General features: G+C 63.8%; 22 protein-coding genes and 2 pseudogenes. 11 read left to right on the top strand and 13 right to left on the bottom strand.

Annotation, left to right across the window (positions count from 1 at the left end; all coding sequences use genetic code 11):
• Positions 1 to 131: 131 nt before the first annotated feature.
• The 4 genes from RFN28_RS27425 to RFN28_RS27440 all read left to right on the top strand — a co-directional run bounded on the left by RFN28_RS27425 (position 132) and on the right by RFN28_RS27440 (position 3,755).
• Positions 132 to 503 carry a response regulator gene (locus tag RFN28_RS27425; RefSeq protein WP_027166515.1) on the top strand — a complete coding sequence of 124 codons (372 nt, stop codon included), beginning with the start codon at positions 132 to 134 and terminating at the stop codon, positions 501 to 503.
• 21 nt (positions 504 to 524) lie between these two features.
• A complete protein-coding gene (locus RFN28_RS27430) occupies positions 525 to 1,898 on the top strand; it encodes a PleD family two-component system response regulator (protein WP_320290269.1) in 1,374 nt (457 codons plus the stop codon).
• An 841-nt stretch (positions 1,899 to 2,739) separates the two neighbouring features.
• Positions 2,740 to 3,381 carry a hypothetical protein gene (locus RFN28_RS27435; RefSeq protein ID WP_320290270.1) on the top strand — a complete coding sequence of 214 codons (642 nt, stop codon included), beginning with the start codon at positions 2,740 to 2,742 and terminating at the stop codon, positions 3,379 to 3,381.
• Entirely contained in the window at positions 3,378 to 3,755 is a 378-nt protein-coding gene (locus RFN28_RS27440) for a hypothetical protein (RefSeq protein WP_320290271.1), read from the top strand. Before RFN28_RS27435 ends, RFN28_RS27440 begins: the two co-directional genes overlap by 4 nt.
• 106 nt (positions 3,756 to 3,861) lie before the next feature.
• On the opposite strand, the gene rpmG is transcribed toward RFN28_RS27440, so the two are convergent.
• The 9 genes from rpmG to RFN28_RS27485 all read right to left on the bottom strand — a co-directional run bounded on the left by rpmG (position 3,862) and on the right by RFN28_RS27485 (position 13,382).
• On the bottom strand, positions 3,862 to 4,029 hold the full coding sequence (gene rpmG, locus RFN28_RS27445; RefSeq protein ID WP_006201775.1) for a 50S ribosomal protein L33: 168 nt from the start codon (positions 4,027 to 4,029) through the stop codon (positions 3,862 to 3,864).
• A 158-nt stretch (positions 4,030 to 4,187) separates the two neighbouring features.
• On the bottom strand, positions 4,188 to 4,550 hold the full coding sequence (locus RFN28_RS27450; protein WP_320290272.1) for a YybH family protein: 363 nt from the start codon (positions 4,548 to 4,550) through the stop codon (positions 4,188 to 4,190).
• Positions 4,551 to 4,597: 47 nt separating this feature from the next.
• Entirely contained in the window at positions 4,598 to 5,083 is a 486-nt protein-coding gene (locus RFN28_RS27455; RefSeq protein WP_320290273.1) for a YqfO family protein, read from the bottom strand.
• 204 nt (positions 5,084 to 5,287) lie between these two features.
• Positions 5,288 to 6,463, bottom strand: coding sequence for an MFS transporter (locus tag RFN28_RS27460; protein WP_320290274.1), 1,176 nt, complete (start codon positions 6,461 to 6,463; stop codon positions 5,288 to 5,290).
• 20 nt (positions 6,464 to 6,483) lie between these two features.
• Positions 6,484 to 7,224: an NUDIX hydrolase gene (locus tag RFN28_RS27465; RefSeq protein WP_320290275.1), complete on the bottom strand. Its 741-nt coding sequence runs from the start codon at positions 7,222 to 7,224 to the stop codon at positions 6,484 to 6,486.
• Positions 7,225 to 7,412: 188 nt separating this feature from the next.
• Positions 7,413 to 7,859 carry a DUF983 domain-containing protein gene (locus tag RFN28_RS27470; RefSeq protein WP_320290276.1) on the bottom strand — a complete coding sequence of 149 codons (447 nt, stop codon included), beginning with the start codon at positions 7,857 to 7,859 and terminating at the stop codon, positions 7,413 to 7,415.
• On the bottom strand, positions 7,859 to 10,168 hold the full coding sequence (gene rnr / locus RFN28_RS27475) for a ribonuclease R (RefSeq protein WP_320290277.1): 2,310 nt from the start codon (positions 10,166 to 10,168) through the stop codon (positions 7,859 to 7,861). Before rnr ends, RFN28_RS27470 begins: the two co-directional genes overlap by 1 nt.
• 6 nt (positions 10,169 to 10,174) lie before the next feature.
• Entirely contained in the window at positions 10,175 to 12,742 is a 2,568-nt protein-coding gene (gene topA / locus RFN28_RS27480; protein ID WP_320290278.1) for a type I DNA topoisomerase, read from the bottom strand.
• A gap of 262 nt (positions 12,743 to 13,004) precedes the next feature.
• Positions 13,005 to 13,382 (bottom strand): COG4315 family predicted lipoprotein, encoded by a 378-nt coding sequence (locus RFN28_RS27485; RefSeq protein WP_320290279.1) that lies wholly within the window; start codon positions 13,380 to 13,382, stop codon positions 13,005 to 13,007.
• Positions 13,383 to 13,547: 165 nt separating this feature from the next.
• Here RFN28_RS27485 and RFN28_RS27490 point away from each other — a divergent pair, with 165 nt between their 5' ends.
• The gene (locus RFN28_RS27490) at positions 13,548 to 14,294 is read left to right on the top strand and encodes a cytochrome c biogenesis CcdA family protein (RefSeq protein WP_320290280.1); all 747 of its coding nucleotides are present in this window, start codon (positions 13,548 to 13,550) and stop codon (positions 14,292 to 14,294) included.
• Between the two features lie 160 nt (positions 14,295 to 14,454).
• Positions 14,455 to 15,822: a bifunctional UDP-N-acetylglucosamine diphosphorylase/glucosamine-1-phosphate N-acetyltransferase GlmU gene (glmU, locus tag RFN28_RS27495; RefSeq protein WP_320290281.1), complete on the top strand. Its 1,368-nt coding sequence runs from the start codon at positions 14,455 to 14,457 to the stop codon at positions 15,820 to 15,822.
• Between the two features lie 3 nt (positions 15,823 to 15,825).
• On the opposite strand, the gene RFN28_RS27500 is transcribed toward glmU, so the two are convergent.
• Together RFN28_RS27500 and RFN28_RS27505 are read right to left on the bottom strand one after the other, a co-directional pair.
• On the bottom strand, positions 15,826 to 16,098 hold the full coding sequence (locus RFN28_RS27500) for a hypothetical protein (protein WP_320290282.1): 273 nt from the start codon (positions 16,096 to 16,098) through the stop codon (positions 15,826 to 15,828).
• A 125-nt stretch (positions 16,099 to 16,223) separates the two neighbouring features.
• A complete protein-coding gene (locus RFN28_RS27505) occupies positions 16,224 to 16,619 on the bottom strand; it encodes an MAPEG family protein (RefSeq protein ID WP_320290283.1) in 396 nt (131 codons plus the stop codon).
• Positions 16,620 to 16,923: 304 nt separating this feature from the next.
• On the opposite strand from RFN28_RS27505, the gene glmS reads away from it, so the two are divergent.
• Positions 16,924 to 18,747 carry a glutamine--fructose-6-phosphate transaminase (isomerizing) gene (gene glmS, locus RFN28_RS27510; RefSeq protein WP_320290284.1) on the top strand — a complete coding sequence of 608 codons (1,824 nt, stop codon included), beginning with the start codon at positions 16,924 to 16,926 and terminating at the stop codon, positions 18,745 to 18,747.
• A gap of 149 nt (positions 18,748 to 18,896) precedes the next feature.
• Here glmS and RFN28_RS27515 read toward each other — a convergent pair.
• Positions 18,897 to 19,185: pseudogene (locus RFN28_RS27515) on the bottom strand (GIY-YIG nuclease family protein).
• 237 nt (positions 19,186 to 19,422) lie between these two features.
• On the opposite strand from RFN28_RS27515, the pseudogene RFN28_RS27520 reads away from it, so the two are divergent.
• Positions 19,423 to 19,723, top strand: a pseudogene (locus tag RFN28_RS27520) (HigA family addiction module antitoxin).
• An 84-nt stretch (positions 19,724 to 19,807) separates the two neighbouring features.
• Positions 19,808 to 20,563 carry a DUF502 domain-containing protein gene (locus RFN28_RS27525; protein ID WP_320290285.1) on the top strand — a complete coding sequence of 252 codons (756 nt, stop codon included), beginning with the start codon at positions 19,808 to 19,810 and terminating at the stop codon, positions 20,561 to 20,563.
• Here the strand turns inward: RFN28_RS27525 and recG are convergent.
• Complete coding sequence (gene recG / locus RFN28_RS27530; protein WP_320290307.1) at positions 20,515 to 22,623, bottom strand: ATP-dependent DNA helicase RecG; 2,109 nt, start codon at positions 22,621 to 22,623, stop codon at positions 20,515 to 20,517. The genes RFN28_RS27525 and recG overlap by 49 nt on opposite strands.
• Positions 22,624 to 22,937: 314 nt before the next feature.
• Between recG and RFN28_RS27535 the strand changes: the two genes are divergently transcribed.
• Positions 22,938 to 23,225, top strand: coding sequence for an FAD assembly factor SdhE (locus RFN28_RS27535; protein WP_320290308.1), 288 nt, complete (start codon positions 22,938 to 22,940; stop codon positions 23,223 to 23,225).
• A gap of 7 nt (positions 23,226 to 23,232) precedes the next feature.
• Entirely contained in the window at positions 23,233 to 26,730 is a 3,498-nt protein-coding gene (mfd, locus tag RFN28_RS27540; RefSeq protein ID WP_320290286.1) for a transcription-repair coupling factor, read from the top strand.
• Positions 26,731 to 26,870: the final 140 nt, after the last annotated feature.

The raw sequence follows: 26,870 nt of genomic DNA on the forward strand, positions 1-26,870 counted from the left end.
GGTGCGCTTTTCCAACGGCCGGTTTGTGTTTCGTCAATCATATTGACGTAAGGTACATGCGGGTTGGGTGCGATCCGGCAAGGACGCATGACGGCGGTCTTCGGTTCCGGGGACGTCGGGACGGGAATTTGATGGCTAAGAAGGTCATGATCGTCGAGGACAATGAGCTCAACATGAAGCTCTTTCGGGACCTCATCGAAGCCAGTGGTTACGAGACGGTTCGCACGCGCAACGGTCTGGAAGCGCTGGACCTTGCGCGCCAGCATCGGCCGGACCTGATCCTCATGGACATCCAGTTGCCCGAGGTTTCGGGCCTGGAAGTGACCAAATGGCTGAAGGAAGACGACGAATTGCATTCGATCCCGGTCATCGCCGTCACCGCCTTCGCGATGAAGGGCGACGAGGAGCGCATCCGCCAGGGCGGCTGCGAGGCCTATATTTCCAAGCCGATCTCGGTGCCGCGCTTCATCGAGACGATCAAATCCTATCTGGGCGATGCCTGATGCCGAGCCGGAGCCTTTGAGATGACCGCGCGGATCCTCGTCGTCGATGACATCCCCGCCAATGTGCGGCTGCTGGAGGTCCGGCTGCTCGCCGAATATTTCGAAGTGCTGACGGCCGGCAACGGCCCGGACGCGATCGAGACCTGCGAAAACGGCAAGGTCGATGTCGTGCTGCTCGACGTGATGATGCCGGGCATGGACGGGTTCGAGGTCTGCAAGCGGCTGAAGAGCGACCCGGCGACTTCGCACATTCCGGTGGTCATGATCACCGCGCTCGACCAGGTGTCGGACCGGGTGCGCGGTCTCGAGGCCGGCGCCGACGATTTCCTCACCAAGCCGGTCAACGACCTGCAACTGATGACGCGGGTGAAGAGCCTGGTCAGGCTGAAGTCGCTGACCGACGAGTTGCGCCTGCGCGCCTCGACCACGCGCAATATCGGCATCGAGGAGCTTTTGAGCCGCAACTTCGCGACTGAGGACACCAAGCCCAAGGTGCTTCTGATCGACGAGCGCAAGTCGTCGATCGAGCGCATCCAGAAGATGCTGCGCGGCAGCGCCGAGCTCGACGTCGCCACCGATCCGAATGCCGGCTTCTTCCAGGCCGCCGAAACAGCCTATGAGTGCGTGCTGATCTCGACGGCCTTTGCCGACTTCGATGCGCTGAGACTCTGCTCGCAGCTGCGCTCGCTCGACCGGACCCGCTTCCTGCCGATCATCCTGCTGGCCGATGAGGGCGAGGAGGGCCGCATCATCCGTGGCCTCGAACTCGGCATCAACGACTATCTGACGCGCCCGATCGATCAGCACGAGCTGACGGCGCGCCTGCGCACGCAGGTGCGGCGCAAGCGCTACAACGACCAGCTGCGCGCCAGCGTCACCCAGACCATCGAAATGGCGGTGACCGACGGGCTGACCGGACTGCATAACCGCCGCTACCTCGACAGCCACCTGCAGACGCTGTTCGACCGCGCCGTGGCGCGGCGGCGGCCGCTGTCGGTGATGATCACCGATCTCGACCGCTTCAAGTCGATCAACGACACGCACGGCCATGACGGCGGCGACGACGTGCTGCGCGAGTTCGCGAGGCGGCTGCGCAAGAATGTGCGGGGCATCGATCTCGCCTGCCGGTTCGGCGGCGAGGAATTCGTCGTGGTCATGCCGGACACCGATGGGCCGATTGCCGAGAAGGTGGCCGAGCGCATCCGCGCCGAGATCGCGCAGGTGCCTTTTGCGATCGGGACCGACGGCAAGATGATCGAGGTGACGGTCAGCGTCGGCGTGTCGTCGGTGCTGAAGGGAGCCGATACGGTCGCTGCGCTGATGAAGCGCACCGACCTTGCGCTCTACGAGGCAAAGAGCGGCGGCCGCAACCGGGTCGTCGCCAAGGCCGCTTGAAGCGCGTCGCGCTGAAGCGGATTTAGGCGACGCGCTTCAGGTTTTGTATTCACGAAGTCGTTCTCCCAAAACCGCTGCGCACTTTTGGGCGACATGCGTTAGGTCTTTTGATTTGTGCATGTCGGTTTCCCAAAACCGCCACACACTTTTGAGCGGCATGCATTGCAGGGGCCGCTAATATCCGGTCATCCGACAGGGTTACGAATTTACCTTAACCCAAGCGATTCGCGAGCCGTGGTTAAGAAATGGTTGATTTTCATACGTTCTTGCGCAAATCTGCGTCGCATAGACCGAAGACGAAGCCGGCACGAGGGTAGACTGCCCGGCTCGATCCGAAAAAATACCCCATGATGCTCAGGTCCGCCGCATCTCCTGGGTCCGTGGGGTCGGCCGGCCGGCGCTGGCACATAGTGGCCTCCTCGTACCGCTGCCATCCGCCGACCGGCCCCCGAATTTCCAAAAAGAAGACATCAGGCTCCAGCCATCTCCGGTTTCCCGGGCTTTCGGAGACTTGAACCAACGCGTCGTTGTCGACGAGTGTTGTGAAGAATTGCGCGACCGGATCGACCGTAATGTGGCGCCGGAACCTGCCTGGTCGCCGCTAAGCAGGCATTTCGGCCCGTGGGAGCCGAGGGCAGCCTCAAACCGGGCATCCCGCTGATATCGGACCACTCACAGCGTGGCGTAGAGCCCAGTCGCAGTTGATGCGGGCGACAGGGGAAGTTCAAGCTTCTGCAAGCCGGCTAATTTTTTGATCGACGTCAAGAGAGGTGGAGCCTGTCGATCTATAATGAGCAGCCAGGAACAAAAAACGAAAGGGGTAAAGGGAAGGAGATTTTCGATGGAAATCACCACTCGCGATCTAATGACGGTGCTTCATGGAATGGGCTTCGGCGCCCTTTTCATGCTCGCATTTTCCGGTGCCATTGCCGGTCTCTACAGAATGTCGGCCCCAGGGGCGCCGCCAATGAGCAGAAGGGAACAGTCGCTGCTCAACTTCTGGCTTGTTTCGATGGTGGTTCTTTCCTGGCTCACGGTGTTTTCTGGCGCCTACAGCGTCTATCCATGGTATCGCGCCGTTCCGCCGGCCGGGGTGACCGATCTTTCGAACTATCCGCGGAGCCTTCTGCTGTCGAGCCCGAGAACATCCGAGTGGCATTCTCTCGGCATGGAATGGAAGGAGCATGTCGCCTGGCTGGCGCCGATCGCAATGACCATGGTGGCCTATGTCACCATGAAGTACGGACGAACGATCATTCAGCACCGGAACATGCGCATCTCGGTCTTGGCTTTTGCGGTCGCGGCCTTCTTCGCGACGGGCGCAGCCGGCGCACTGGGCGCGTTCCTCAATAAATACGCTCCCGTCCGCGGCGGCCAATCGATCGTGCTGATACAAGGAGAGGAGCCGGAGGGTGCCCAGACACCAGCCCAAACACCTGGAGTGCAGCCACCGGCCGCGCAGCCGGAAGGAGAACAGCCATGACCATCTCGCAGAAGCCGGTCGTCGGCCAAAGTCAAACCGGTGAAAAGATCCCCGAAACCATACCTAATGGCCCGGGCGCGGCGGCCATTCTCGCCGCAGGCATCGGTTGCGCCGCTATCGGCATCCTCGCTCTCGCCGGCGACGCATCGAAGGCGATCAACGGTTTGCTGACCTTCTACAAGCCGTCAGGAGCTCTCTCCGGCGTGACGACCGTGGCCATCATTGTCTGGCTGGTAGCGTGGTTTATCCTCGGCCGTCGTTGGGGGAACAAGGCAGTGGCGATGAGCAGGGTCAATATCGCTGCTTTTGCGCTCCTCCTCGTCGGTCTGCTCCTCACTTTCCCGCCGTTCATGGATTTCCTGCAAGGGAAGTAGGGGACCAAGCCAGCGGTCCATGCTTGGCTTGCCGCGACTCGAAAATACCTGCCAAACAAAAACGCCGCCCGGTGGGCGGCGTTTCGGCATTTCAGGACAAACCAGATTACTTGATCTTGGTTTCCTTGAACTCGACGTGCTTCTTGGCGACCGGGTCGTACTTGCGGAACGACAGCTTGTCCGTCTTGGTGCGGCTGTTCTTGCTGGTCACGTAGAAGAAACCGGTGTCGGCGGTCGACAGAAGCTTGATCTTGATGTTTGCGGCTTTGGCCATGATGTTCGTCCGTTAATGTTCGTGGAGTTTTGGCCGCTGGAGCACGGGAAAACACCCGGACGCGGGAAACTTGGCGCGACACATAAAGAACGCGCCCGGAAAGTCAAGCCCGTGAGGCTCCGGGGATCGTCTCGGGTTTCGGTGCGCTGAGCCACCGCTCACGGAAGGATGGACGGTTGGTCGATCGCCCAAAGCCATGTTCCGTCGCCCTGCCGGCGGGCAATTTCCACAGTCACCGTGCCATCGTGAAGGCGCGTCGAGGTCAGCGCCAATTCCCCCTTGACGATTGCCGGACGCTGATCTCCAAGCTCAAACTTTTGCCTCGTTGCAGCCAGCTTGGCGTAGAAATCGTGGATGGCCTCCCTGCCGCGGGCCAGCTGTCCACCGCCGATATCGAGGATGGCACCGGGTTCGTAAAGAGCCGCCATTGCTTCCGCATCTCCCGCCTGCTGGCGAGAAACCAATAGCCGCGCCAGATCCTGGGGATCGTGCGCCGGCCTGCGGTCTGCCTCGTCATTCATAGCAGGCCTCCTCCGACAGTGAATTCAAACGCTACCGCGCTCCGGCGTCACTCGGCCGCGACCGTTTCCGCCCGTGGCACCTTGCCGAGCCGATCCTGATCGACAGTCTTCCAGTCGCCGGTCGTGTTCCACCAGCGGTTCGGATTGGCGCGGTCGTCGAGGCCCTTGGAGCGGCTGGTCAGCAGCGGCTGGATGCGGATGACCGGCTCCTGGTAGGAGTGGGCCTGGAATATCGCCTCGACGACACGCGCGGCGAGCGCCTGGTCGTCGGGCAGCTCGAACGACACCTCGACAGTGCCCGGCCGCCGGCGCAATTCGATCTCGGCGCCCGCGGCGGCCCCTTCGAGCGGCCGGTAGCGCTCGATGCCTTGCGCCGACTGATAGGCGTTGCCGTCGTACTTGCCCATGCGCAGCGGCGTAATCGCCACCACCGCCTCCATGATGCGCTCGACATCAGCCGCCGGCGCCTGGAAGGTGACAAGCAGAAGCAGTTCCATCCTGAGGGATCTGGTTTCAAAGCCGCTGTCGATCATCTGATACGGTCCTCACTCTTCCTGCGTTGGAGCGAGGGTATAGCAGAGGTGCTGCTGACACGGTGATGTCAGGATAGGTCGATGCCCCGGCGACTTGTGTCTAAAGCGCGTCGCGATCTTTCAGATTCGCTCCATGCGCTTTAGGTTTTTGATTTTACGCATGTCTTTATCCCGAAACCGGTTCCCACTTTCGGGAGACATGCTTTAGAGAATCTTTCGCACCAGCCTGACGCAGACCAGCAGCATGTAGGCGGCAAAGAAGAGGGCGAGCGACCAGCCGAAGCCCGAGGGGCCGAACGCATCCATGCCGATGCCGATCGCCTGCGGGCCGATCACCATGCCGACGCCGTAGCAGAGCACAAAGGCGGCGTTGGCGGAGGCGAGCTCATGGCCGGAAAGCTGCGAGCCGAGATGGGCGAGGCCGATCGTGTACATGGCGGCGACGACGCCGCCCCACACGAAGAGCAGCGCCGCCATCAGATGCCAGTTCTGCGCGAAGAGCGGCATGAAGGCGGTGCCGGCGAGCCCGACCGTGGCGCAGGCCAAAAGCAGGTGGCGGCGGTCGGAAACGCGGTCGCTGATCATGCCGATCGGGATCTGCAGGAGCACGTTGCCAAGGCCGATCATGGTGAGCAGCAGCGCCGCGTCTGCCTCCGAATAGCCGATGCGGCTGCCATAGACCGGGAAAAGCGAGAAGCCTCCGGTCTCGACCGCGCCGAACACCAGCACGGCGAAGGTCGCGGTCGGCACCATCCAGACATAGCGCAGGAAGTGGCTGGTTTCGCCATCGGCGACGATCGTCGGGCTCTCGTTGCGCGCCGCGATCACCGGAATGGCGGCGAGCGTCACCAGCGCGATGGTGACGCCGAACGGCAGGAAGCCTGAGCTGCCCAGATGGGCGAACAGCCAGGGTCCTGCGGCGAAGCCTAGCGATAGCACCGTGGCGTAGATGCCGAGCACCAGGCCGCGGCGATGCGGCGGCGCCGACGTGCTGATCCAGAATTCCGAGAGAATGAAGAGCACCGTCAGCGAGATGTGCAGCGCGACGCGCAGCGGAAACCACATCCAGAAATCCGGCGCGAAATGGAAGCCGACGAAGGCGAGCGCGCCGACCGCGATCATCAAAAGCATGGTCCAGGCGACGCCAAGCCGCATGGCGAGCGGCGTGGCGAGCGGCGCGCCGGCGATCGAGGCAAGGCCGGCGACCGCCGTGTTGAGGCCGATCATCGAGGCGGAGTGGCCGCGCGTTTCGAGGATGACGCTGAGCAGCGGCATGCCGAGGCCGATGGCGATGCCGACGACGCTGATCGAGGAGATCGCCGCAATCATCGGCAGCCAGTGTACGCGTTCGTCGCCCTTTTGCTGGGTATCGACCGTCATGGGATATGGATGCTCTGTTTCTAAAGGACTTCGCGGACGAAGCGGTTTCGGACGAGCCGGAAGAACGGCACTGCGCCGCCCGGACGCAGCAAGGGATCGTGGGCGAGCCGTTTTTCCAGTTCTTCCAGGATCATGCGGGTAATGTCGGGAATATCGGCCCTGCGGGCTTCCGCGAGCGGGAGCCAGACAAGTTCTTCCAGCTCGTTGGTCGGGCCGCCCTGCGGCAATTCGACGGCGACATCATCGCGCCAGGCGCTGAAGAAGCGCGTGTCGAAGCGGCGCACGCGGTTGGGCGGCGTGATGGCGCGGGCAATGAAACGCAGGGCATCCAGCGACGGCGTCACGCCATGTTCGACGAAACCCTGCCAGTCGGGCTTGGCGGTCGCGAACGGGGCCTTGCGGCCGATCAGCAGGCCGGCTTCCTCGTAAGTCTCGCGGATCGCCGACAAGGCGATGGCGCGCGCCCGGGCAGTGCTCGCGCGGCCAGGGCCGCTGGCAAGCCGTTCCTCTTCCTTGGCGTGCAGAGGGGCGGCCACCGGAATGCGGCTGTCGGCTGGGTCGGTGCGGCCGCCGGGGAAGACGAATTTTCCCGGCATGAAGGCATGGCCGGCATGGCGCCGGCCCATCAGCACCACAACGTCCCTGCCGCTGCGGTCAAGCAGGATCAAGGTTGCGGCGTCGCGCGGACGAAGCGCTTTGCCGCCGCGCACGGCCAAGCCTTTATCGAGTTTATCGACATCCGCCTTGGTCATTCCTTCCATGCGCTCGACCTAGCGGAAACTCCTCGAATGTGAAAGTGGCTTGCGTGTTTGGGTCTTTGTCCCAGGCCGGACGAAACGCCGCGGCTTGAGCAATGACAGGAAAGTGCGCAGCGGTTTTCTGTCCGCAATTGCGTGGAAACAAACGCTTGGAGGGGACTGGCGTTTTCAATCAAGCGCAGAGCCGCTGCTTAAGCCCCCGAATGCGGCTCAAACTCGTCCTTCTCACCGCCGAAGCCGTGCATATAGAGTGCCCATTGCAGGCCGATGACAGCACCCTTGACCGGCTGCAGCAGCGCGACGGCCAGGCTAAAGGTCAGCGGCACCCAGATAAGCGCGTGCTGCCACAGCGTGAGCGTCGAGGTCGCCTCCACGGTCATGAAGGCGCCGACCACGATGTGGCCGACGATGACGATCACCAGATAGGCGGGAAGGTCGTCGGCGCGATGGTGATGAAGCTCCTCGCCGCAGACACTGCATTTCTCGACCGTCTTGGTGAAGGCGTAAAACAGCTTGCCTTCGCCGCAATGCGGGCAGCGGCCGAGGAGGCCGCGCTTGATTGCCGTCCACAGCGGACGCGCGACGCGGCCCGAATGATGCTCGCCGCCGAAAACCTGTTTTTCCATGCCCTTTGGCATCATCTTCTCCTGCCGCGCGGCCCGGAGCGCGACTGCGATGCGCGGGCGCGGCCCTTGGCCTTGTGGAACGACCGTCGCGAGCCTGGCAGCGGCTTCGGGTCGCTCAGCATCTCGAAACGCATCGCTCCGGCCATCGGCGCGACCTCGAGCAGCCGCACCTCGACGCGGTCGGCAAGCTGATAGCCTTTGCCGGTGCGTTCTCCAAACAGCGAGCGAGCGGTTTCGTCGTAGATATAGTAATCGCCGTCAAGGCTCGACACCGGGATGAAACCATCCGCGCCGTATCGCGGCAATTGGACAAAGAGTCCCGCCTTGGTGACGCCGGAGATGCGCGCGTCGAAGGTGTCGTTGATGCGCTCGGCAAGATAGGCGGCGATCAGCCGGTCGACCGTGTCGCGTTCAGCGGCCATGGCGCGGCGTTCCGTGGCCGAGATCAGTGCCCCGACTTCCTCCAGCCGATCGGCCTCCTGCTGCGTCAGGCCGCCGGGACCGAGGCCGAGCGCGGCAATCAGTCCGCGATGCACGATGAGATCCGCATAGCGGCGGATCGGTGAGGTGAAATGCGCATAGCGCCTGAGGTTAAGGCCGAAATGGCCGATGTTCTTCGGCGAATACTCGGCCTGGCTCTGCGATCGCAGCACCACCTCGTTGACCAGCGCCTCGTTGTCGGCGCCGCGCACGCGCTCCAGAATGCCGTTGAACTGCCCGGGCCGCATCTGCGCGCCACGCGCCAGCGACAGGCCGAGCGTGTGCAGGAACTCGCGCAGCGATTCCTGCTTCACCAGCGACGGCGCATCATGGATGCGGTAGACCAGCGGTTCCTTCTTGCCTTCAAGCGTCTCCGCGGCCGCGACATTGGCCTGGATCATGAATTCCTCGATCAGCTTGTGGGCGTCGAGGCGTTCCGGCACCACGACCCGGTCGACGGTGCCGTCGTCCTTGAGCAGGATCTTGCGCTCCGGCAATTCGAGCTCCAGCGGCTGGCGACTGTCGCGGCCGCGCTTCAGCACCGCATAGGCATCCCACAGAGGCTTCAGAACGCTGTCGAGGATCGGCCCGGTCTTGTCGTCCGGTGTGCCATCAATCGCGGCCTGCGCCTGTGTGTAGGCAAGCTTGGCCGCTGACTTCATCATAATGCGGTGGAAGGAGTGCCTGAGCTTGCGGCCTTCCGCCGAAAAGGTCATGCGCACGGCGATCGCGGGGCGGTCCTCGCCTTCGCGCAGCGAGCAGAGATCGTTGGAGATGCGCTCGGGCAGCATCGGCACGACGCGGTCCGGGAAATAGACGGAGTTGCCGCGCTTCAGCGCCTCGCGGTCGAGCGGCGTGCCGTAGCGGACATAGGCGGCGACATCGGCGATCGCCACAGTGGCGATAACGCCGCCGGGGTTCTTCGCGTCGGTGTCGGGCGTGGCGAAGACGGCGTCGTCATGGTCCTTGGCATCGGCGGGATCGATGGTGATCAGCGGCAGATCGCGCCAGTCCTCGCGGCCGGCAAGCGCCGCCGGCTTCATGGCGTCGGCCTCGGCGGTCACATCGGCCGGAAAGAAATGCGGGATATCGTGGGCGTGGATGGCGATCATCGAGACCGCCTTCTCGCTGGTCAGCGAGCCCAGCACCGCCAGCACCTTGGCGTGCGGCAGGCCATAGCGCGAGGCGCGCGCCGGCTCGACCTCGACCAGGTCGCCGTTCTTGGCGCCGTTCTGGAATTCCTTGTCGACGACCAGCTCGGGCTGGCGCCGCTCCACCGGCTCGATGCGGAAGCTGCCGTCCTTCAGCACGCGGAAGACGCCGAGCACGGCTTCGCTGCGCTTCTTGAAGATCTTCATCACCCGTCCGGTGTAAGCAGGCCCGGATGGGTCGTCGGTCGGGAAGGTCTTGGCGAGCACGCGGTCGCCTGTGCCGGGGATAGGGCCTGTGGCACCACGCGAAACGCGGATGGCGATGACGGGCGGCGAGCCGGGGCCGGTATATTCGCTCGGATTGGCCAGCAGCACGCCGTCGGCATCGCGGCCGACAATGTCGAGCACCGCGACATGGGGCAGGGCGCCGGCGCGGGTGAGCCGCTTGCGGTTCCTGGTCAGCAGGCCGTCATCCTGCAGGTCACGCAAAAGGTCCTTCAGCCAGATGCGGTCCTGGCCGCGCAGCGCGAAGGCCTTGGCGATCTCGCGTTTTCCGGAGCAATCGGGATTCTCGGCGATGTAGCGCAGGATTTCGTCGCGCGATGGCCGGTAGTCGTCCTTGACAACCTTGGCCCTCGTGTCGGCGCTGCGCGGATCGCCGTGGCTTCTTCCGGAGATCCTGCGCGCCACGTCCTACTATCCTTTCTTCGCCGCCCTGCGGAACGGCTTCTTGCCGCCTCCGCCCTTGGCTTCCTTCTCGGCAATCAGGGCGATCGCCTCTTCCATCGTCACCGACTGCGGATCCTTGCCCTTGGGCAACGTCGCATTGATCTTGCCGTAATTGACATAGGGTCCGTAGCGGCCGTCACGCACCACGATCTTGCCGCCGCCGTCGGGATGGTCGCCCAGTTCCTTCAACGCAGCCGGCGTGGTGCCGTTGCGGCCGGCCTTGCCCTTCTGCTGCTTCTCGGCGATCACCGAGACGGCGCGGTTCAAGCCGATCGAGAATACGTCCTCGATGCTTTCGAGATTTGCGTAAGTGCCGTCGTGCAACACGAAGGGCCCGTAGCGCCCAAGGCCGGCGGAGATCATCTTGCCGGTCTCCGGATGCTTGCCCACGTCGCGCGGCAGCGACAGCAGCGCGATCGCCTTCTCATGGTCGATCGAGTCGGCCGTCCAGCCCTTGGGCAGGCTTGAGCGCTTGGCGTCCTTGCCTTCGCCGCGCTGGATATAGGGGCCGAAACGGCCGCTGCGCAGAGTGATCTCCTCGGCCGTATACGGGTCCTTGCCGAGCAGCTTGACGCCGTCCTCGCCATTGCCGTTCTCGCCATTGGGATTGGCGGCGTCGCCGAGCTGGCGGGTGTAGGAGCACTCCGGATAGTTCGAGCAGCCGACGAAGGCGCCGAACTTGCCGAGCTTCAGCGACAGGTTGCCGGTGCCGCATTTCGGGCAGATGCGCGGGTTCGAGCCGTCTTCGCGGGCGGGGAACACCAGCGGCGCCAGATCGTCGTTGAGCGCTTCCAGCACATCGGAGACGCGCAACTCCTTGATGTCGTCGACGGCGCCCGAAAAATCCTTCCAGAAGTCGCGCAGCACGTCCTTCCAGGCAAGCTTGCCGTCGGAGATCTCGTCGAGCTTCTCCTCGAGCGAAGCGGTGAAGTCATATTCGACATAGCGCTCGAAGAAGCTTTCGAGGAAGGCCGAGAGCAGCCGGCCCTTCGCCTGCGGCACCAGCTTGCGCCGGTCGATAGCGACGTAGTCGCGGTCCTCCAGCGTCTTCAGGATCGCCGTGTAGGTCGACGGCCTGCCGATGCCGAGCTCTTCCAGCTTCTTGATCAGCGTCGCCTCGGAATAGCGCGGCGGCGGCTCGGTCGTGTGCTGGGTGGCGTTGATCGCCTGGCGGGCAAGCTGCTCACCGGCTCGGATCTCGGGCAGGCGGCGGCTTTCCTCGTCCTCGGCGTCCTCGTCCTTCTGGTCGGTATAGGCGGCGATGAAACCATCGAAGCGGACGACCGAGCCGACCGCGCGAAGCTCGGCGGTGCGGGCGCCGTTGACAGCTTCGATCTCGACCGTGGTGCGCTCGATCTCGGCCGGCTGCATCTGGCTGGCGATGGCGCGCTTCCAGATCAACTCATAGAGGCGCGCCTGGTCGGCATCGAGATATTGCCGCACCGATGCCGGCGTGCGCTTGAAATCGGTCGGGCGGATCGCCTCATGCGCTTCCTGGGCGTTCTTGGCCTTGACCGAGTAATAGCGCGGATTTTCCGGCAGGTACTTTGCGCCGAACTCGCTCACGATGGCATCGCGCGCGGCGGCGATCGCCTCCGGCGCCATCTGCACGCCGTCGGTTCGCATATAGGTGATGAGGCCGGCGGTCTCGCCGCCGACATCCATGCCTTCATAGAGCTTCTGCGCGACCTGCATGGTGCGGTTGGCCGAGAAGCCGAGCCGCGAGGAGGCTGCCTGCTGCAGCGTCGAGGTGGTGAAGGGCGGGCCGGGATTACGCCTAGTGGGCTTGGCTTCGACCGAGAGCGCCTTGAAGGCAGCGCCTTCCAGCATCGCCTTGATGTCGTCGGCCTGCGCCTTGTTGGCGATGTCGAGCTTCTGCAGCTTCTTTCCGGCATAGGCGATCAGCCGCGCCTCGAAGCTGTCGTTGCGCGGCGTGTCGAGGATGGCGGCGATCTGCCAGTATTCCTCGCGGATGAAGCGCTCGATCTCGGATTCGCGATCGCAGACGAGGCGCAGCGCCACCGACTGCACGCGCCCCGCTGAACGGGCGCCCGGCAGCTTGCGCCAGAGCACGGGCGAGAGCGTGAAGCCGACGAGATAGTCGAGCGCGCGGCGGGCGAGATAGGCGTCGACCAGCGGCGCATCGATCTGGCGCGGATTGGCCATGGCCTCCATCACGGAAGCCTTGGTGATGGCGTTGAAGACGACGCGGCTGACCGGCTTGTCCTTCAGCGCGCGCTTCTGCCGCAGCACTTCCAGCACATGCCAAGAAATCGCTTCGCCCTCGCGATCCGGGTCGGTGGCGAGGATCAGCCCGTCGGCGTCCTTGACCGCCTTGGCGATGTCGGCGAGGCGCTTGCCGGAGGCGGTGTCGACCGACCAGGACATGGCGAAGTCCTCGTCGGGGCGCACCGAGCCGTCCTTGGCCGGCAGATCGCGGACATGACCGAACGAGGCCAGGACCTTATAGTTCTTGCCCAGATATTTGTTGATTGTCTTCGCCTTGGCCGGCGATTCGACGACGACGACGTCCATGAGCTCTCATATCAGCTGTGAGGCGGCGGAAGAAACTCCGCGACGCGCGACGAAATCCCACTCTTTTCGTCGCTCACATGGCCGTGCTTTTGCAATCGGTCAAGGGGAAGGAGCCAATTTGCCGGGCTGCCGCCGGCGATACACTCTTAGAGTGTATGGCGACGATCACATTTTTGGGGAGACGAAGGTCACGCCTCGCAGGCCGCGAGGTGGCAGGCTGGCGGCGGAGAATCCCCGGCAGCCCGCCGATTCTTCGAGTAACTCAGTCGGCCGCGACAACGTGCCAGGCGCCGGCGACGCCTTCGCCAGTCATGTCGCCGGCCTTCTTGTCCTTGACGAAGGTATAGACCGGCTTGCCGTCATAGGCCCACATCTTGGTGCCGTCGGTGCGCTCGATGACCGTCCATTCGTCGTCCGCCTTGGCACCCGCCTCGGCCTTCAGCGGCGGCCAGTTGGCTGCGCATTTGTCGTAGCAGTTGGATTTGCCCTTCTCGTCCTTGTCATAGGTGTAGAGCGTCATGCCCATGGCATCGGTATAGATCTTCTTGCCCCCGACTTCGGCCTCCTTCCACGCCTCGGCGGCGTGAGTCGCAGCGGTGCAGAGCAAGAGCGTCGCGAATCCAAGTGCAATCGATTTCATGGCAAATCTCCCTGAGAACGGCGCGCGGCAATCGCGCGCTGTCCAATCAACGCGTCGGAGAGGCCGTTTCTTCCTCGGTGAGGCGGCGACGTGCCACAGAATGGTGATTGGCATGGAGGCTGCCACATCGCTATATCGGCGCCAGCACAATCAGGTCCTCATGAAATGGCATTGGACATCGGCTATGTCAGCGCGGTCGGGGCAGGGGCGATCTCGTTCCTGTCGCCCTGCGTGCTGCCGCTGGTGCCGCCCTATCTCTGCTACATGGCCGGCGTCTCGGTCGACGATTTCCGCGGCAATCATGGCGTGACGGCGCGTGAAGGCACGCGCGGCGCTCTGCTTTATGCCTCTTTGGCCTTCGTTCTCGGCTTCTCCACCGTCTTCGTCGCGCTCGGCGCCGGCGCCTCGACCATCGGCCGTCTGCTGCGCGTCTGGCAGGAACCGCTGGCGATGGTGGCGGGCGCGCTGATTATCATCATGGGCCTGAACTTCCTCGGCATCCTGCGCATCCCGCTTTTGTCGCGCGAGGCGCGCTTCCAGTCGCAAGGCAAGCCCGCCAACATGGTCGCGGCCTATGTCATGGGACTGGCCTTCGCCTTCGGCTGGACGCCCTGCATTGGCCCGGTGCTGGGGCCGATCCTGACGCTTGCCGGCGGCCGGGAGACGGTGGGCGAGGGCGCGCTCCTGCTCGCCGCCTATTCGCTCGGGCTCGGCGTTCCGTTCCTGATTGCGGCGCTGTTTTCCGGCGCCTTCATGCGCTTCCTCGGAAAATTCCGCGTCCATCTCGGCCGCGTGGAAAAAGCGATCGGCGCGCTGCTGGTCGTCGCCGGCGTGTTCTTCCTCACCGGCGGCGTGCAGAGCGCATCCTATTGGCTGCTGGAGAATTTTCCGGCGCTGGGAAGGTTGGGGTAGGTGCGCCACAGCGACATCGACCGCATCCGAGAGCGGCATAGAGCGACTGATTAAAAGTCAGTTGCTCAACCGTCTCACCGGAATTTAACCGCATTGGTGGAGCATGCCGCCAATGCTAGATGGTTCCGATTCCTGATCTTTTTCGCACGGTTGCCCTTTCATGAGCCAGAGATCCTGCCTGTCCGTCATCCTCGCCGCCGGCGAGGGCACGCGCATGAAAAGCGCGATGCCCAAGGTACTGCACGCGATTGCCGGCCTGCCGATGGTGGCCCACGTTGTGAAGGCAGCCGAAGCTGCCGGCGCAACAGGGCTTGCGCTGGTTATCGGCCACGGCGCGGAGGAGATGCGCCAGGCGGCGCAGAAATTCGCACCGAAAGCGGAGACCTTCGTGCAGGAGAACCGGCTCGGCACAGCGCATGCCGTACTTGCCGCTCGCGAAGCGATATCAAAGGGTTATGACGATATTCTCGTCATGTTCGGCGACACGCCGCTGATCGACGCTGGAGCCTTGGCGACGGCGCGGCAAAAGTTGGCGGAGGGCGCCGCCGTCGCGGTGATCGGCTTCCGCCCGCCCAATCCGACCGGCTACGGCCGGCTGATCGAAGAGGACGGCCGGCTCGTCGCCATCCGCGAGGAGAAGGACTGCTCCGAGGAGGAGAAGACAATCGGCTTCTGCAATGCCGGGATGATGGCGGTGGCGGGCAAGCATGCGCTTCGATTGCTGGACAAGGTCGGAAATAGCAACGCCAAGGGCGAGTTCTATCTGACCGACATCGTCGAGATCGCCGGCGCGGAGCGCCTCGACGTGGTTGCCACGGAGGCGAGCTTCGAGAGCGCGCTCGGCATCAACAACCGGGCCGAGCTCGCAGAGGCGGAAGCCATCTGGCAGGCGCGTCGGCGGCGCGACGCGATGCTTGCGGGCGTGACGCTGATTGCGCCCGAAACCGTCTATTTCTCGCACGACACCGAAATCGGCGCCGATACGATTGTCGAGCCGAATGTCTGGTTCGGTCCGGGCGTCAAGATCGCTTCGGGCGCCAGGATCCATGCCTTCAGCCATATCGAAGGCGCCACCATCGCTTCCAACTGCGATGTCGGGCCGTTCGCGCGGCTTCGGCCGGGCGCCGATCTGAGGCAAAAGGCCAAGGTCGGCAATTTCTGCGAAGTCAAGCAGGCGACGATCGAGGAAGGCGCCAAGGTCAACCACCTGACCTATATCGGCGATGCGCGCGTCGGCGCCGCGGCCAATATTGGCGCCGGCACCATCACCTGCAACTATGACGGCTATTCGAAATTCTTCACCGATATCGGCGAGGGAGCCTTTGTCGGATCGAACTCTTCGCTGGTGGCGCCCGTCACGATCGGCAAGGGCGGCTACGTCGCTTCGGGCAGCGTGATCACGGAGAGCGTGCCGGACGACGCGCTGGCCTTCGGCCGCGCCCGCCAGAAGACGCTGCCCGGCAAGGGCAGGGAATTGCGGGAGCGCTTCGCTTCGGCGGCCGCGGCAAGGAAGAAGGCGGCGGTGTGAGCGTCAAGCGCTGCTTACGGTTTCGCCGAAAGCGGCTGTCACCTCGATCTTGCCGACGATCGCCTTGTTGAATGCAGAGAGATCCTCGGCGGGTATCCAATATTCGAGATGCGCCTTGCTGCCGGCGAGCTCGACCCGATAGTCGTCGAGAAAGCTTTTCAAAACATCACAGCGGGTCACGAAGCCGGAGCCGCTCGCCGGCACGTTCCAGTCGCGCGCGATCTGAACTGCATAGGCCTCGGAAAGGACCGGATAGAAGATCGGCTGCTCCGGCAATCGCGGCGGAAATTCGCGCGTCCCGACGCTTCGATCAGCTTCAGCTCCACAGGCCCGACCGGCCGCCATAGCGTTACAGTGTCCCTTGCGTCACTCATAGCCCGACTAAATTGACCTGGTCCCGCTTATGCAAGCCATAAATACACGATCCGCCCGAGCGCGCCGAGCAGCAGCACGAAGGTGGCAATCGACTGGATGAAAAACCCCGGATACCGCTTGAGCGGCGCGGAGAGGTATCCGACGAAATAGGCGATGCGGCCGATCAGCCACAAAAGGCCGAGGCCGGCGGCCCAGACCGGGCTCCAATAGATGGCGAACAGCCACATGGCGGGCAGGAAGATCGGCAGCCATTCGATCGTGTTCAAATGCGCGCGAACGGCTCGTTCGAGCAGAGGGTCGCCTGTCATGGTCGGCGCCAGGATTCCGGTCTTGGAATGCGTTCGGGCGACCGTCAGCGCCATGCCGAATATGGTCAGGCCGCACAGAAGCGTGACGATGGCCACCGGGTAATATTGTTCCATCTCGGATCCCCTTCGTCGGTTTTTCAAACATCATCATGGCCTCTCGGCTGGATGCAAGCCGAGAGGCTCGTAGATGGAGTAGGACGGTAGCGAAGAATGGGATTTGCGCAGCAAAGATGAACGATCGGAATCCGGCGGTCTGAAAAGCCGAGCAATCGCAGTAACCCGGTTGCAAGAGCGGTCTGTCATGCTGCATGTACCAAAAACAGTTCCGGCTGACACGGAACGAAATGCAAAGTGACTTTCGCGGCGGTTCGGCAATCCTTAGATAACGCCGGATTTCTGCAGGGAATCGGGGGCAGGCATGTGCGGTATCGTTGGAATTGTCGGCCATTCGCAGGTCGCGCCGCTCATCGTCGATGCCCTGAAGCGGCTCGAATATCGCGGCTATGATTCGGCTGGCGTCGCCACCATCGAGAACGGCAAACTCGGCCGCCGCCGCGCCGAAGGCAAGCTGATCAACCTCGAGCGCCGACTGAAGGAAGACCCGCTGGAGGGCACGATCGGCATCGGCCACACACGCTGGGCAACGCATGGTGTGCCGAACGAGACCAATGCGCATCCGCATTTTTCCGAAGGCGTCGCCATCGTCCACAACGGCATCATCGAGAATTTCGCCGAGCTGCGCGACGAACTCACCCGCGACGGCTATGCATTCACCTCGCAGACCGACACCGAGGTCGTCGCGCATCTGGTGGCGCGGGAGCTCGCCAAGGGGCTGAAGCCGGTGGAGGCCGCGCACAAGGCGCTGAGGCGGCTCTCAGGCGCCTTTGCGCTGGCGATCATGTTCAAGGGCGACGAGGACCTGATCGTCGGCGCCCGCAATGGCCCGCCGCTTGCCGTCGGCCATGGCGACGGCGAGATGTTTTTGGGCTCCGACGCCATCGCGCTGGCACCCTTCACCAACGCGGTCACCTATCTGGAAGACGGCGATTGGGCGGAAGTGCGCCGCAACAGCGTCACCATCTACGATATCGACGGCAACAAGGTCGACCGCAAGCGCCAGCAGTCGCTGTCGACCAGCTTCATGGTCGACAAGGGCAACCGCCGGCATTTCATGGAAAAGGAGATCCATGAGCAGCCGGAAGTGATCTCGCACACGCTGGCGCATTACGTGGATTTTGTCTCCGGCGTCTCCAAGCCGCTCGAACTGCCCTTCGATTTCGCCAGGATCGGCCGGCTGGCGATCTCGGCGTGCGGCACCGCCTATCTCGCCGGGCTGATCAGCAAATACTGGTTCGAGCGTTACGCGCGGCTGCCGGTCGACATCGATGTCGCCTCGGAATTCCGCTACCGCGAGATGCCGCTGTCGGCGAACGACGCCGCCTTCTTCATCTCGCAATCGGGCGAGACCGCCGACACGCTGGCCTCGCTGCGTTACTGCCGCAAGGCCGGCATGAAGATCGGCGCAGTCGTCAACGTGCGGGAATCGACCATGGCGCGCGAATCCGACGTCGTGCTGCCGACGCTTGCCGGGCCGGAGATCGGCGTCGCCTCGACCAAGGCTTTCACCTGCCAGCTCTCCGTGCTGGCTTCGCTGGCGGTGCGGGCCGGGGTGGCGCGCGGAACGATCTCGCGCGATGAGGAGAAGCGGCTGGTGCGCGAGCTTTCCGAGGCGCCGCGCTTTGCGACGCAAGTGCTGAAGCTCGACGAGCAGATCGAACGCATCGCTCGCGAGCTTTCCCGCTACAAGGATGTGCTCTATCTAGGCCGCGACACCAATTTCCCGCTCGCCATGGAAGGGGCGCTAAAGCTCAAGGAAATCTCCTACATCCACGCCGAGGGTTATGCCGGCGGAGAGCTGAAGCATGGCCCGATCGCGCTGATCGACGAGAACATGCCGGTGATCGTGATCGCGCCCTATGACCGCATCTTCGAAAAGACGGTGTCGAACATGCAGGAAGTGGCGGCGCGCGGCGGCAAGATCATCCTGATCACCGACGCCAAGGGCGCGGCTCAGGCGAGCATCAAGACGATGGAGACGATCATCCTGCCCGAAGTGCCGGAGATCATTGCGCCGATCGTCTACGCGCTGCCGATCCAGATGCTCGCCTACTTTACGGCTGTGTTCATGGGCACCGACGTTGACCAGCCGCGCAATCTGGCGAAATCGGTGACGGTGGAGTAGCACCGTTAGCTTACCTCGCGCAGTTCAAAGTACGGCTGCGGATGGTCCCTTCTTTCGTCATCCACGGGCGGAGCAGGAGCGAAGCTCCTGCGCAGACCCTAGGATCCTGTGTGACGTTTGGGCGGATCAAAGCGGTGCAGAATTAAGCGCTACCACCCAGTGCCGCGGAAAAGCTCGAACCACTCCGGATTGGCCTTCTCGATCAGTTCGATCTTCCACTGGCGCGGCCAGCGTTTCAGCGACTTTCTCCCGCTGGATGGCATCACGGATGTCGAAATGTTCTTCGTACCAGACCAGGCGTTGCACGCCGTAGCGCCCTGTGAAGCGCGAGCCTTCGCCGGATCTGTGCTCCGGCATCCGGGGGCCGAGATCGTTCGTGACACCAGTGTAGATGGTGCCGCGCTTCTTGCTTGCTGTCATATAGACATAGCCCGTCATGCATGAAGGATAACGGATGGATGATCAGGCGATCATTCTGACAGGTTGCATTCTTCGGCCGGCGTCACGGAATGGATCCTCGGGTCTGCGCAGGAGCTTCGCTCCTGCTCCGCCCGTGGATGACGAAGGGAAGGATGTTTCGGCTAATTCCAAACGGAAGCAGCTTCGGTTTGTATCATAGCATGATACATGTCGTGGGAAGGGGTACTCGCCCTAACCCTTTGAGGATACTGAGCTATGCTCAAGTTCGCACGCCCAATCCATCCCGGAGAATTCCTGCGCGAGGAATATCTTGTTCCTTTTTGGCATGAGCGCCGGCGCATTGGCACGGAAGCTTAATCTTCCGCGTACTCGTATCGAGCGTATTGTAAAGGAAGAGGCTAGCCTCACTCCTGACACAGCCCTTCGCTTCGCCAGGTTTTTCAACACCACACCCGAGTTCTGGATGAACTTCCAGAAGGCCTACGAACTCGAGACCGAGGCGAGAAAGATCGCGGCGGAACTCGAAAAGATCGTGCCGCCGGACGCAGCGGCATGACGAACGTTCTTTAAAAACTTCGCAGTTCCAAACGAGCCCGCGGTTCACTAATCTCGGCGTCGCAATCTGCGCTGCGGTGATCCTATGTCCGACGCCCTGAAGACCTCTGGCATTGCCCGGCTCAGGAACTATTTCCTGACGGGCTTCGTCGTCTGCGCGCCGCTGGCGATCACCGCCTATATCGCCTGGTCGCTTATCGGTTGGGTCGATTCCTGGGTGAAGCCCTACATTCCCGCCCGCTACAATCCCGACACCTACCTGCCGTTCCCGGTCCCCGGCTTCGGGCTGATCGTGGCGCTGGTGCTGATCACCTTCATTGGCTTCATGACGGCGAACATCGTCGGCCGCGCCATCGTCAATTTCGGCGAGCGGCTGCTCGGCCGCATGCCGCTGGTGCGCGGCATCTATAGCTCGCTGAAGCAGATTTTCGAGACGGTGCTGTCAAACAAGGGTGACATGTTCCGCCAGGTCGGGCTGGTCGAATATCCGCGGAAGGGCGTCTGGTCGCTGGTCTTCGTCGCCAGCGAAAAGGAAACCGAGATCAACCAGAAGCTCGACCAGGAAGGCGATCCGCTCATCGCGGTGTTCATGCCCTGCACGCCGAACCCGACAACCGGCTTCCTGATGTATGTGCATAAATCCGAGATCGTGCTGCTCGACATGAGCATCGAAGACGGCGCCAAGCTGATCGTTTCGGCCGGCATGGTGGCGCCGGAGGTCAAGACCAAGCTGGTGACGCTGAACGGCGAGCCCATCGAAGGGGCGCTTGCCAATCCGGCGATCGGCCCCGCTCAGCCGGCGCGCAGCAGCCGCACTGCCTCGTCGCGGCCGAACAGGTAGAGCAGCAGCCGCAGCGCCTCGCCGCGTTCGGACCGCAGTTCCGGATCCCGCGACAGGATCAGCCGCGCGTCGTCGCGGGCAGCTTCGAGCAGGTCGGCATGGAATTCGATACGCGCCACCTGGAAGCCGGGCGTGCCGGACTGGCGAGTGCCCAGCAGCTCGCCTTCGCCGCGCAGCTTCAGATCTTCCTCGGCTATGCGGAAGCCGTCCTCTGTCTCGCGCATCACCGACAGCCGGCGCTTCGCCGTCTCGCCGGGCGGGTCCTTGTAGAGCAGCACGCAGGAAGACGGCCGGTCGCCGCGCCCGACCCGGCCGCGCAACTGGTGCAGCTGCGCAAGGCCGAAGCGCTCGGCGTGCTCGATGACCATGATCGTGGCGTCCGGCACGTCGACGCCGACCTCGATCACCGTGGTTGCGATGAGGATGCGCGTCTCGCCCTCTTTGAAGGCGCGCATCGCTTCGTCCTTCTCGGCGCCTTTCATGCGGCCGTGCACCAGGCCGATCCGGTCGCCGAACAGCGGCTTCAGCGAAGCGAAGCGGTCCTCGGCCGACATCAGCTTGATCTCTTCCGATTCCTCGACCAGCGGGCAGATCCAGTAGATTTTCTGGCCTTCGGCGATGGCGTCCTGCATGCGCCCGACCAGTTCGTCCAGCCGCTCCATCGGCAAGGTCACCGTGCGGATCGGCTGACGGCCGGCCGGCTTCTCGGTGAGCTTCGAGACGTCCATGTCGCCGAAGGCTGTGAGCACCAGCGTGCGCGGGATGGGTGTCGCCGTCATCACCAGCATGTCGGGCGCGTCGCCCTTGGCGGTAATGGCGAGACGCTGGTGGACACCGAAGCGATGCTGCTCGTCGACGACGGCAAGCACGAGGTCGTGGAAGGTCACGGTTTCCTGGAACAGCGCGTGCGTGCCGACGACGATGTCGATTTCGCCGCTGGCAAGGCCTGCCAGCGTCTCTGCGCGCTCGCGTCCCTTCTCGCGCCCGGTCAGGATGGCGACGCGGAGGCCGGCTTTTTCCGCCAGCGGAGCAATCGTCGCCAGATGCTGGCGCGCCAGGATCTCGGTCGGCGCCATCAGCGCCGCCTGGCCGCCGGCCTCGACCGCGCGTCCCATGGCAAGCAGCGCGACCACCGTCTTGCCGGAGCCGACATCGCCCTGCAGCAGGCGCAGCATACGTTCGGGATCGGCGAGGTCGGCATTGATTTCGCCGAGCGCGAATTCCTGTGACGGGGTGAGCTTGTAGGGCAGGGCCGCGCGCAGCCGTTCGACAATGCGGCCATCGCCGACCAGCGGCCGGCCGGACAGCCGGCGTATTCTGGCGCGCACCAGCGCCAGCGACACCTGCCCGGCCAGGAACTCGTCATAGGCAATGCGGCGCCAGGCCGGGCCTTCGACCGCGACATCGATCGGGTCCTTCGGATTGTGGATGCGGGCGAGCGCATCGCCGAAGGACTGAAAGGTGTGGCGGCGCATAAAAGCGTCGTCCTGCCATTCCGGCAGGTCCGGCAAGCGACCGAGCGCCTGGGCGATCGCCCGGCGCAGCACCTTGGCCGACAGGCCGGCGGTGAGCGGATAAACCGGCTCGACCAGCGGCAGGCCCTCGGCCTCGTCGAGCGGCGCGATGTGGTCGGGATGGACCATGGTCGGGCGACCGTTGAACCATTCCATGCGGCCGGAGATCACGACACGCTCGCCTTCGGGCAGCATCTTCTGCAGATAGGCGGCATGGGCATGGAAGAAGGTCAGCGCGATCTCGCCGGTGTCGTCATGGGCGTAGACTCGGTAAGGCACGGACCGGTTGCCGCGCGGCGGCGGCTGGTGGCGGTCGACCCGCACCTCGAGTGTGACGATCTGGCCTTCGGCCGACAGCGCGATGCCTGGCCGGTTGCGGCGGTCGATCACCGTGTTGGGCAGCACGAACAGAAGGTCGGCGGCGCGTCCGGGACGGTCGCCGAGATCGGCCGGTACGACCCGTTCGATCATGGTCCCGACTTTCTGGCCGACGCCGGCGAGCGAGGTTATCGGGACGAACAGGGGATCGAGGATGGAAGGACGCATCAGTGCTGCGCCGATTTTGACGCTGGATAGGCCGAGTTCCTTCGCGCCCTCCTCTGTCCTGCCGGACATCTCCCCCACAAGGGGGGAGATTGGCAGCTTCGGCGATGCAGCCATTCTGCAACGTTGAAGATTGGCGAAAGCGGAGGTGCCGTCCGATCTCCCCCCAAGTGGGGGAGATGTCCGGCAGGACAGAGAGGGGCGCGAAGGAATGCAATCATTTCAGGTTGATTGTCGGGTGTCTTACTTTGCCTTGCAAGGCTGACACCGGTCTCTATCCACGCTATATGCGCCGCTTCGGACAGGGATGGCGTGCGATGACCGGAACACAGCGATCAAGCGAGGGATTGGATACCCGTCGCCGCAAACTCCTTTTCCGCTCCTGGCACCGCGGCATGCGCGAGATGGACCTCATCCTGGGCTCCTTCGCCGATGCCGAGATCGGCGCCTTGACCGGCGATGAAATCGACCAATATGAAATGCTCCTCGAAATCCCAGACACCGAATTCCTGCCGATGATCACCGGCGAACGCCCGGTTCCGCCCGATATCGATTGCGCGGTGCTGCAAAAAATCCTGGCGTCGCGCCGGACCATTACATTTTGAAAAACGCATGAGCCTCATTCCTTCCATCGGCCTGCCGAAGGGCCGCGCCGGCCAGTTCATCGTCGACGGCGTCGCCGACGGCTACGAGGCCTTCGCGCTGGTGCGGACGGCGCATGAGATCGCACCTGACAAGCCAGTGCTGTTCGTCGCGCGCGACGGGCAGCGGCTGCCGGCGATCATCGAAGCGCTTGCTTTTGCCGCGCCCGGCCTGCCGGTGCTTGAATTGCCGGCCTGGGACTGCCTGCCTTACGACCGTGTCTCGCCCGGCGCGGACGCCGCGGCGCGGCGGCTCGACGCGCTTTCCGCCATGATCGCGCTGGCCAAGAAGCCGCATCGCGCCGTGATCCTCACCACCGCCAACGCGCTTTTGCAGCGCATTCCGCCGGCCGGGCTGATCGAAGCACAGACCTTCCATGCCAAGCCTGGCAACCAGATCGACATGAATGCGCTGATCGCGCGGCTGGAGACCTCCGGCTTCGAGCGCGTGCCGACAGTGCGCGATGTCGGCGAGTTCGCGGTGCGCGGCGGCATCCTCGACCTGTTCGCACCCGGCTGGAGCGAGGCACTCAGGCTCGACTTTTTCGGCGACACGCTGGAATCGATCCGCGTCTTCGACGTCGCGACCCAGCGCACCACAGGGCAGCGCAAGTCGATGGCGTTGCAGGCGATGAGCGAGGTGGCGCTGACGCCGGAGACGATCAGCCGCTTCCGCCGTTCCTATATCGAGGCGTTCGGCGCTCCCTCGCGCGACGATGCGCTCTATGCAGCCGTCAGCGAGGGCCGGCGCTTTGCCGGCATGGAGCACTGGCTGCCGTTCTTCTACGAGCGGCTGGAGACGGTTTTCGACTACTTGCCGGAGGCGCCGGTGGTCTTCGACCATCTGGCGCATGAGGCGTTGGCCGAGCGCCACACGCTGATCCTCGACCACTATGAGGCGCGCCGGAAGCAGGCCGACGGCGCGCTGAAGGACGCGGTGCCCTATAAGCCGGTGGCGCCGGACCTGCTCTATCTTTCGCCGCAGAACCTCAGCGCTTCGCTCGGGCCGCGCGAAGACATCGACTTCACCGTCTTCGATGCACCCGATGTCGGCGGCAAAAAAGTCTTCCATGCCGGCTCGCGGCATGGCCGCAACTTCGCCGAGGAGCGCGCCGATCCCAACGTCAATGTCTTCGACGTCGTGGTGAAGCATATTGCCGACGAGCGCGCCGCGCGCCGCCGGGTGATCATCGCCGGCTGGACGGAAGGCTCGCTCGACCGGCTCGGCCAGATCCTTGCCGAACACCACCTCGGCAATCTGAAGCCTGTCGCCTCGCTTGCCGAGGTCGAAAAGCTCGAGCCGGGGCAGGCGGGGCTCGCCGTGCTGCCGCTCGAATCCGGCTTCGAGACCGATAACCTGCTCGTGGTCGCCGAGCAGGACATCCTCGGCGATAGGCTGATCCGCCGCGCGAAGCGCAAGAAGCGCGCGTCCGACTTCATCGCCGAGGCCTCGTCGCTGTCATCGGGCGACATCGTCGTCCACGCCGACCACGGCATCGGCCGCTTCGTCGGCCTGCGCACCATCGAGGCGGTGGGGGCGCCGCACGACTGTCTCGAAATCCACTATGCCGGCGACGACCGGCTGTTCCTTCCGGTCGAGAACATCGAGCTTCTGTCGCGCTACGGCTCGGATTCGGCGGAAGCCGCGCTCGACAAGCTCGGCGGCGGCGCCTGGCAGGCGCGCAAGGCACGGCTGAAGCGGCGCCTGCTCGACATGGCCGGGCAGCTGATCCGCATCGCAGCTGAGCGGCAGATGCGTTCCGCGCCGACCATGATCCCGGCCGACGGCCTCTATGGCGAGTTCGCGGCACGCTTTTCCTATGAGGAAACCGATGACCAGCAGACGGCGATCGACGCCGTCATGGACGATCTCGGTGCCGGCAAGCCGATGGATCGGCTGATCTGCGGCGATGTCGGCTTCGGCAAGACGGAGGTGGCGCTGCGCGCCGCCTTCATCGCGGCGATGGAGGGGTTCCAGGTCGCGGTCGTGGTGCCGACGACGCTTCTCTCGCGCCAGCATTTCAAGACCTTCTCGCAGCGCTTCTCCGGTCTGCCGATCCGCGTCGCGCAGGCCTCGCGCCTGGTCGGGGCCAAGGAGCTGGCCGAAACCAAGAAGGGCGTCGCCGAAGGCTCCGTCGACATCGTCGTCGGCACGCATGCGCTGCTCGGCAGCTCGATCTCGTTCAAGAATCTCGGCCTCTTGATCATCGACGAGGAGCAGCATTTCGGCGTCAAGCACAAGGAGCGGCTGAAGGAGCTCAAGAACGACGTGCATGTGCTGACATTGTCGGCAACGCCGATCCCGCGCACACTGCAGCTGGCGCTGACCGGCGTGCGCGAGCTGTCGCTGATCGCCACGCCGCCGGTCGACCGCATGGCGGTGCGCACTTTCATGTCGCCCTTCGATTCGCTGGTGATCCGCGAGACGCTGCTGCGCGAGCGCTACCGCGGCGGCCATTCCTTCTATGTCGTGCCGCGCATCAGCGATCTTGCCGAAATCCATGATTTCCTGAAGGAATCCGTGCCGGAGCTGAAGGTGGCTGTCGCCCATGGCCAGATGCCGGCCGGCGAGCTCGACGACATCATGAACGCCTTCTATGACGGCCAGTACGACGTGCTTCTGTCGACGACCATCGTCGAATCCGGCCTCGACATCCCGACCGCCAACACGCTCATCGTCCACCGCGCCGACATGTTCGGGCTCGCCCAGCTCTACCAGCTGCGCGGCCGCGTCGGCCGCTCGAAGGTGCGCGCCTATGCGCTGTTCACGCTGCCGGCCAACCGCAAGCTCACCGACACGGCCGAGCGCCGGCTGAGGGTGCTGCAATCGCTCGACACGCTCGGCGCCGGCTTCCAACTCGCCAGCCACGACCTCGACATCAGGGGGGCCGGCAATCTTCTCGGCGAGGAACAGTCCGGCCACATCAAGGAGGTCGGTTTCGAGCTCTACCAGCAGATGCTGGAGGAGGCGGTGGCCGAGGTGAAGGATACGGGCGAAGTGCAGGACGGCGGCTGGTCGCCGCAGATCGCCGTCGGCACTGCCGTGATGATCCCTGAAAGCTATGTGCCCGACCTGCAGCTTCGCATGGGGCTCTATCGCCGCCTCGGCGACCTCGAAACCACCGAGGAGATCGACGCCTTCGGTGCCGAGCTGATCGACCGTTTCGGGCCGCTGCCGGAGGAGGTGACGCATCTTTTGAAGATCGTCTTCATCAAAATGCTTTGCCGCAAAGCCAATGTCGAGAAGCTCGATGCCGGTCCCAAAGGCGTCGTCATCCATTTCCGCAAGCGCGAGTTCCCCAATCCGGTCGAGCTGGTCAAGTTCATCGGCGAGCAGGGCTCACTGGCCAAGATCAGGGCCGACCACAGCGTCGTCTTCATCCGCGACTGGCCGAATGCCGAGAAGCGCCTGGCCGGCTCCGCGGTTGTCATGACGCAATTGGCGCGGTTGGTTGATAAAGCCGCATAATGCAGGTCGATATTGAGGTGAAGCCGGCCTGCAAATGGCAGTTTCCTGCGCTTCCGGTGTTCACGTATTTTCAAGTACGCTCCGCTCCGGTTCAAGGAAATCGCCATTTTCGGCTCGGCCTGACCTGAATCTCGGCCTGC

Source organism: Mesorhizobium album (assembly GCF_033977205.1).
Taxonomy (GTDB): Bacteria; Pseudomonadota; Alphaproteobacteria; order Rhizobiales; family Rhizobiaceae; genus Mesorhizobium; species Mesorhizobium album.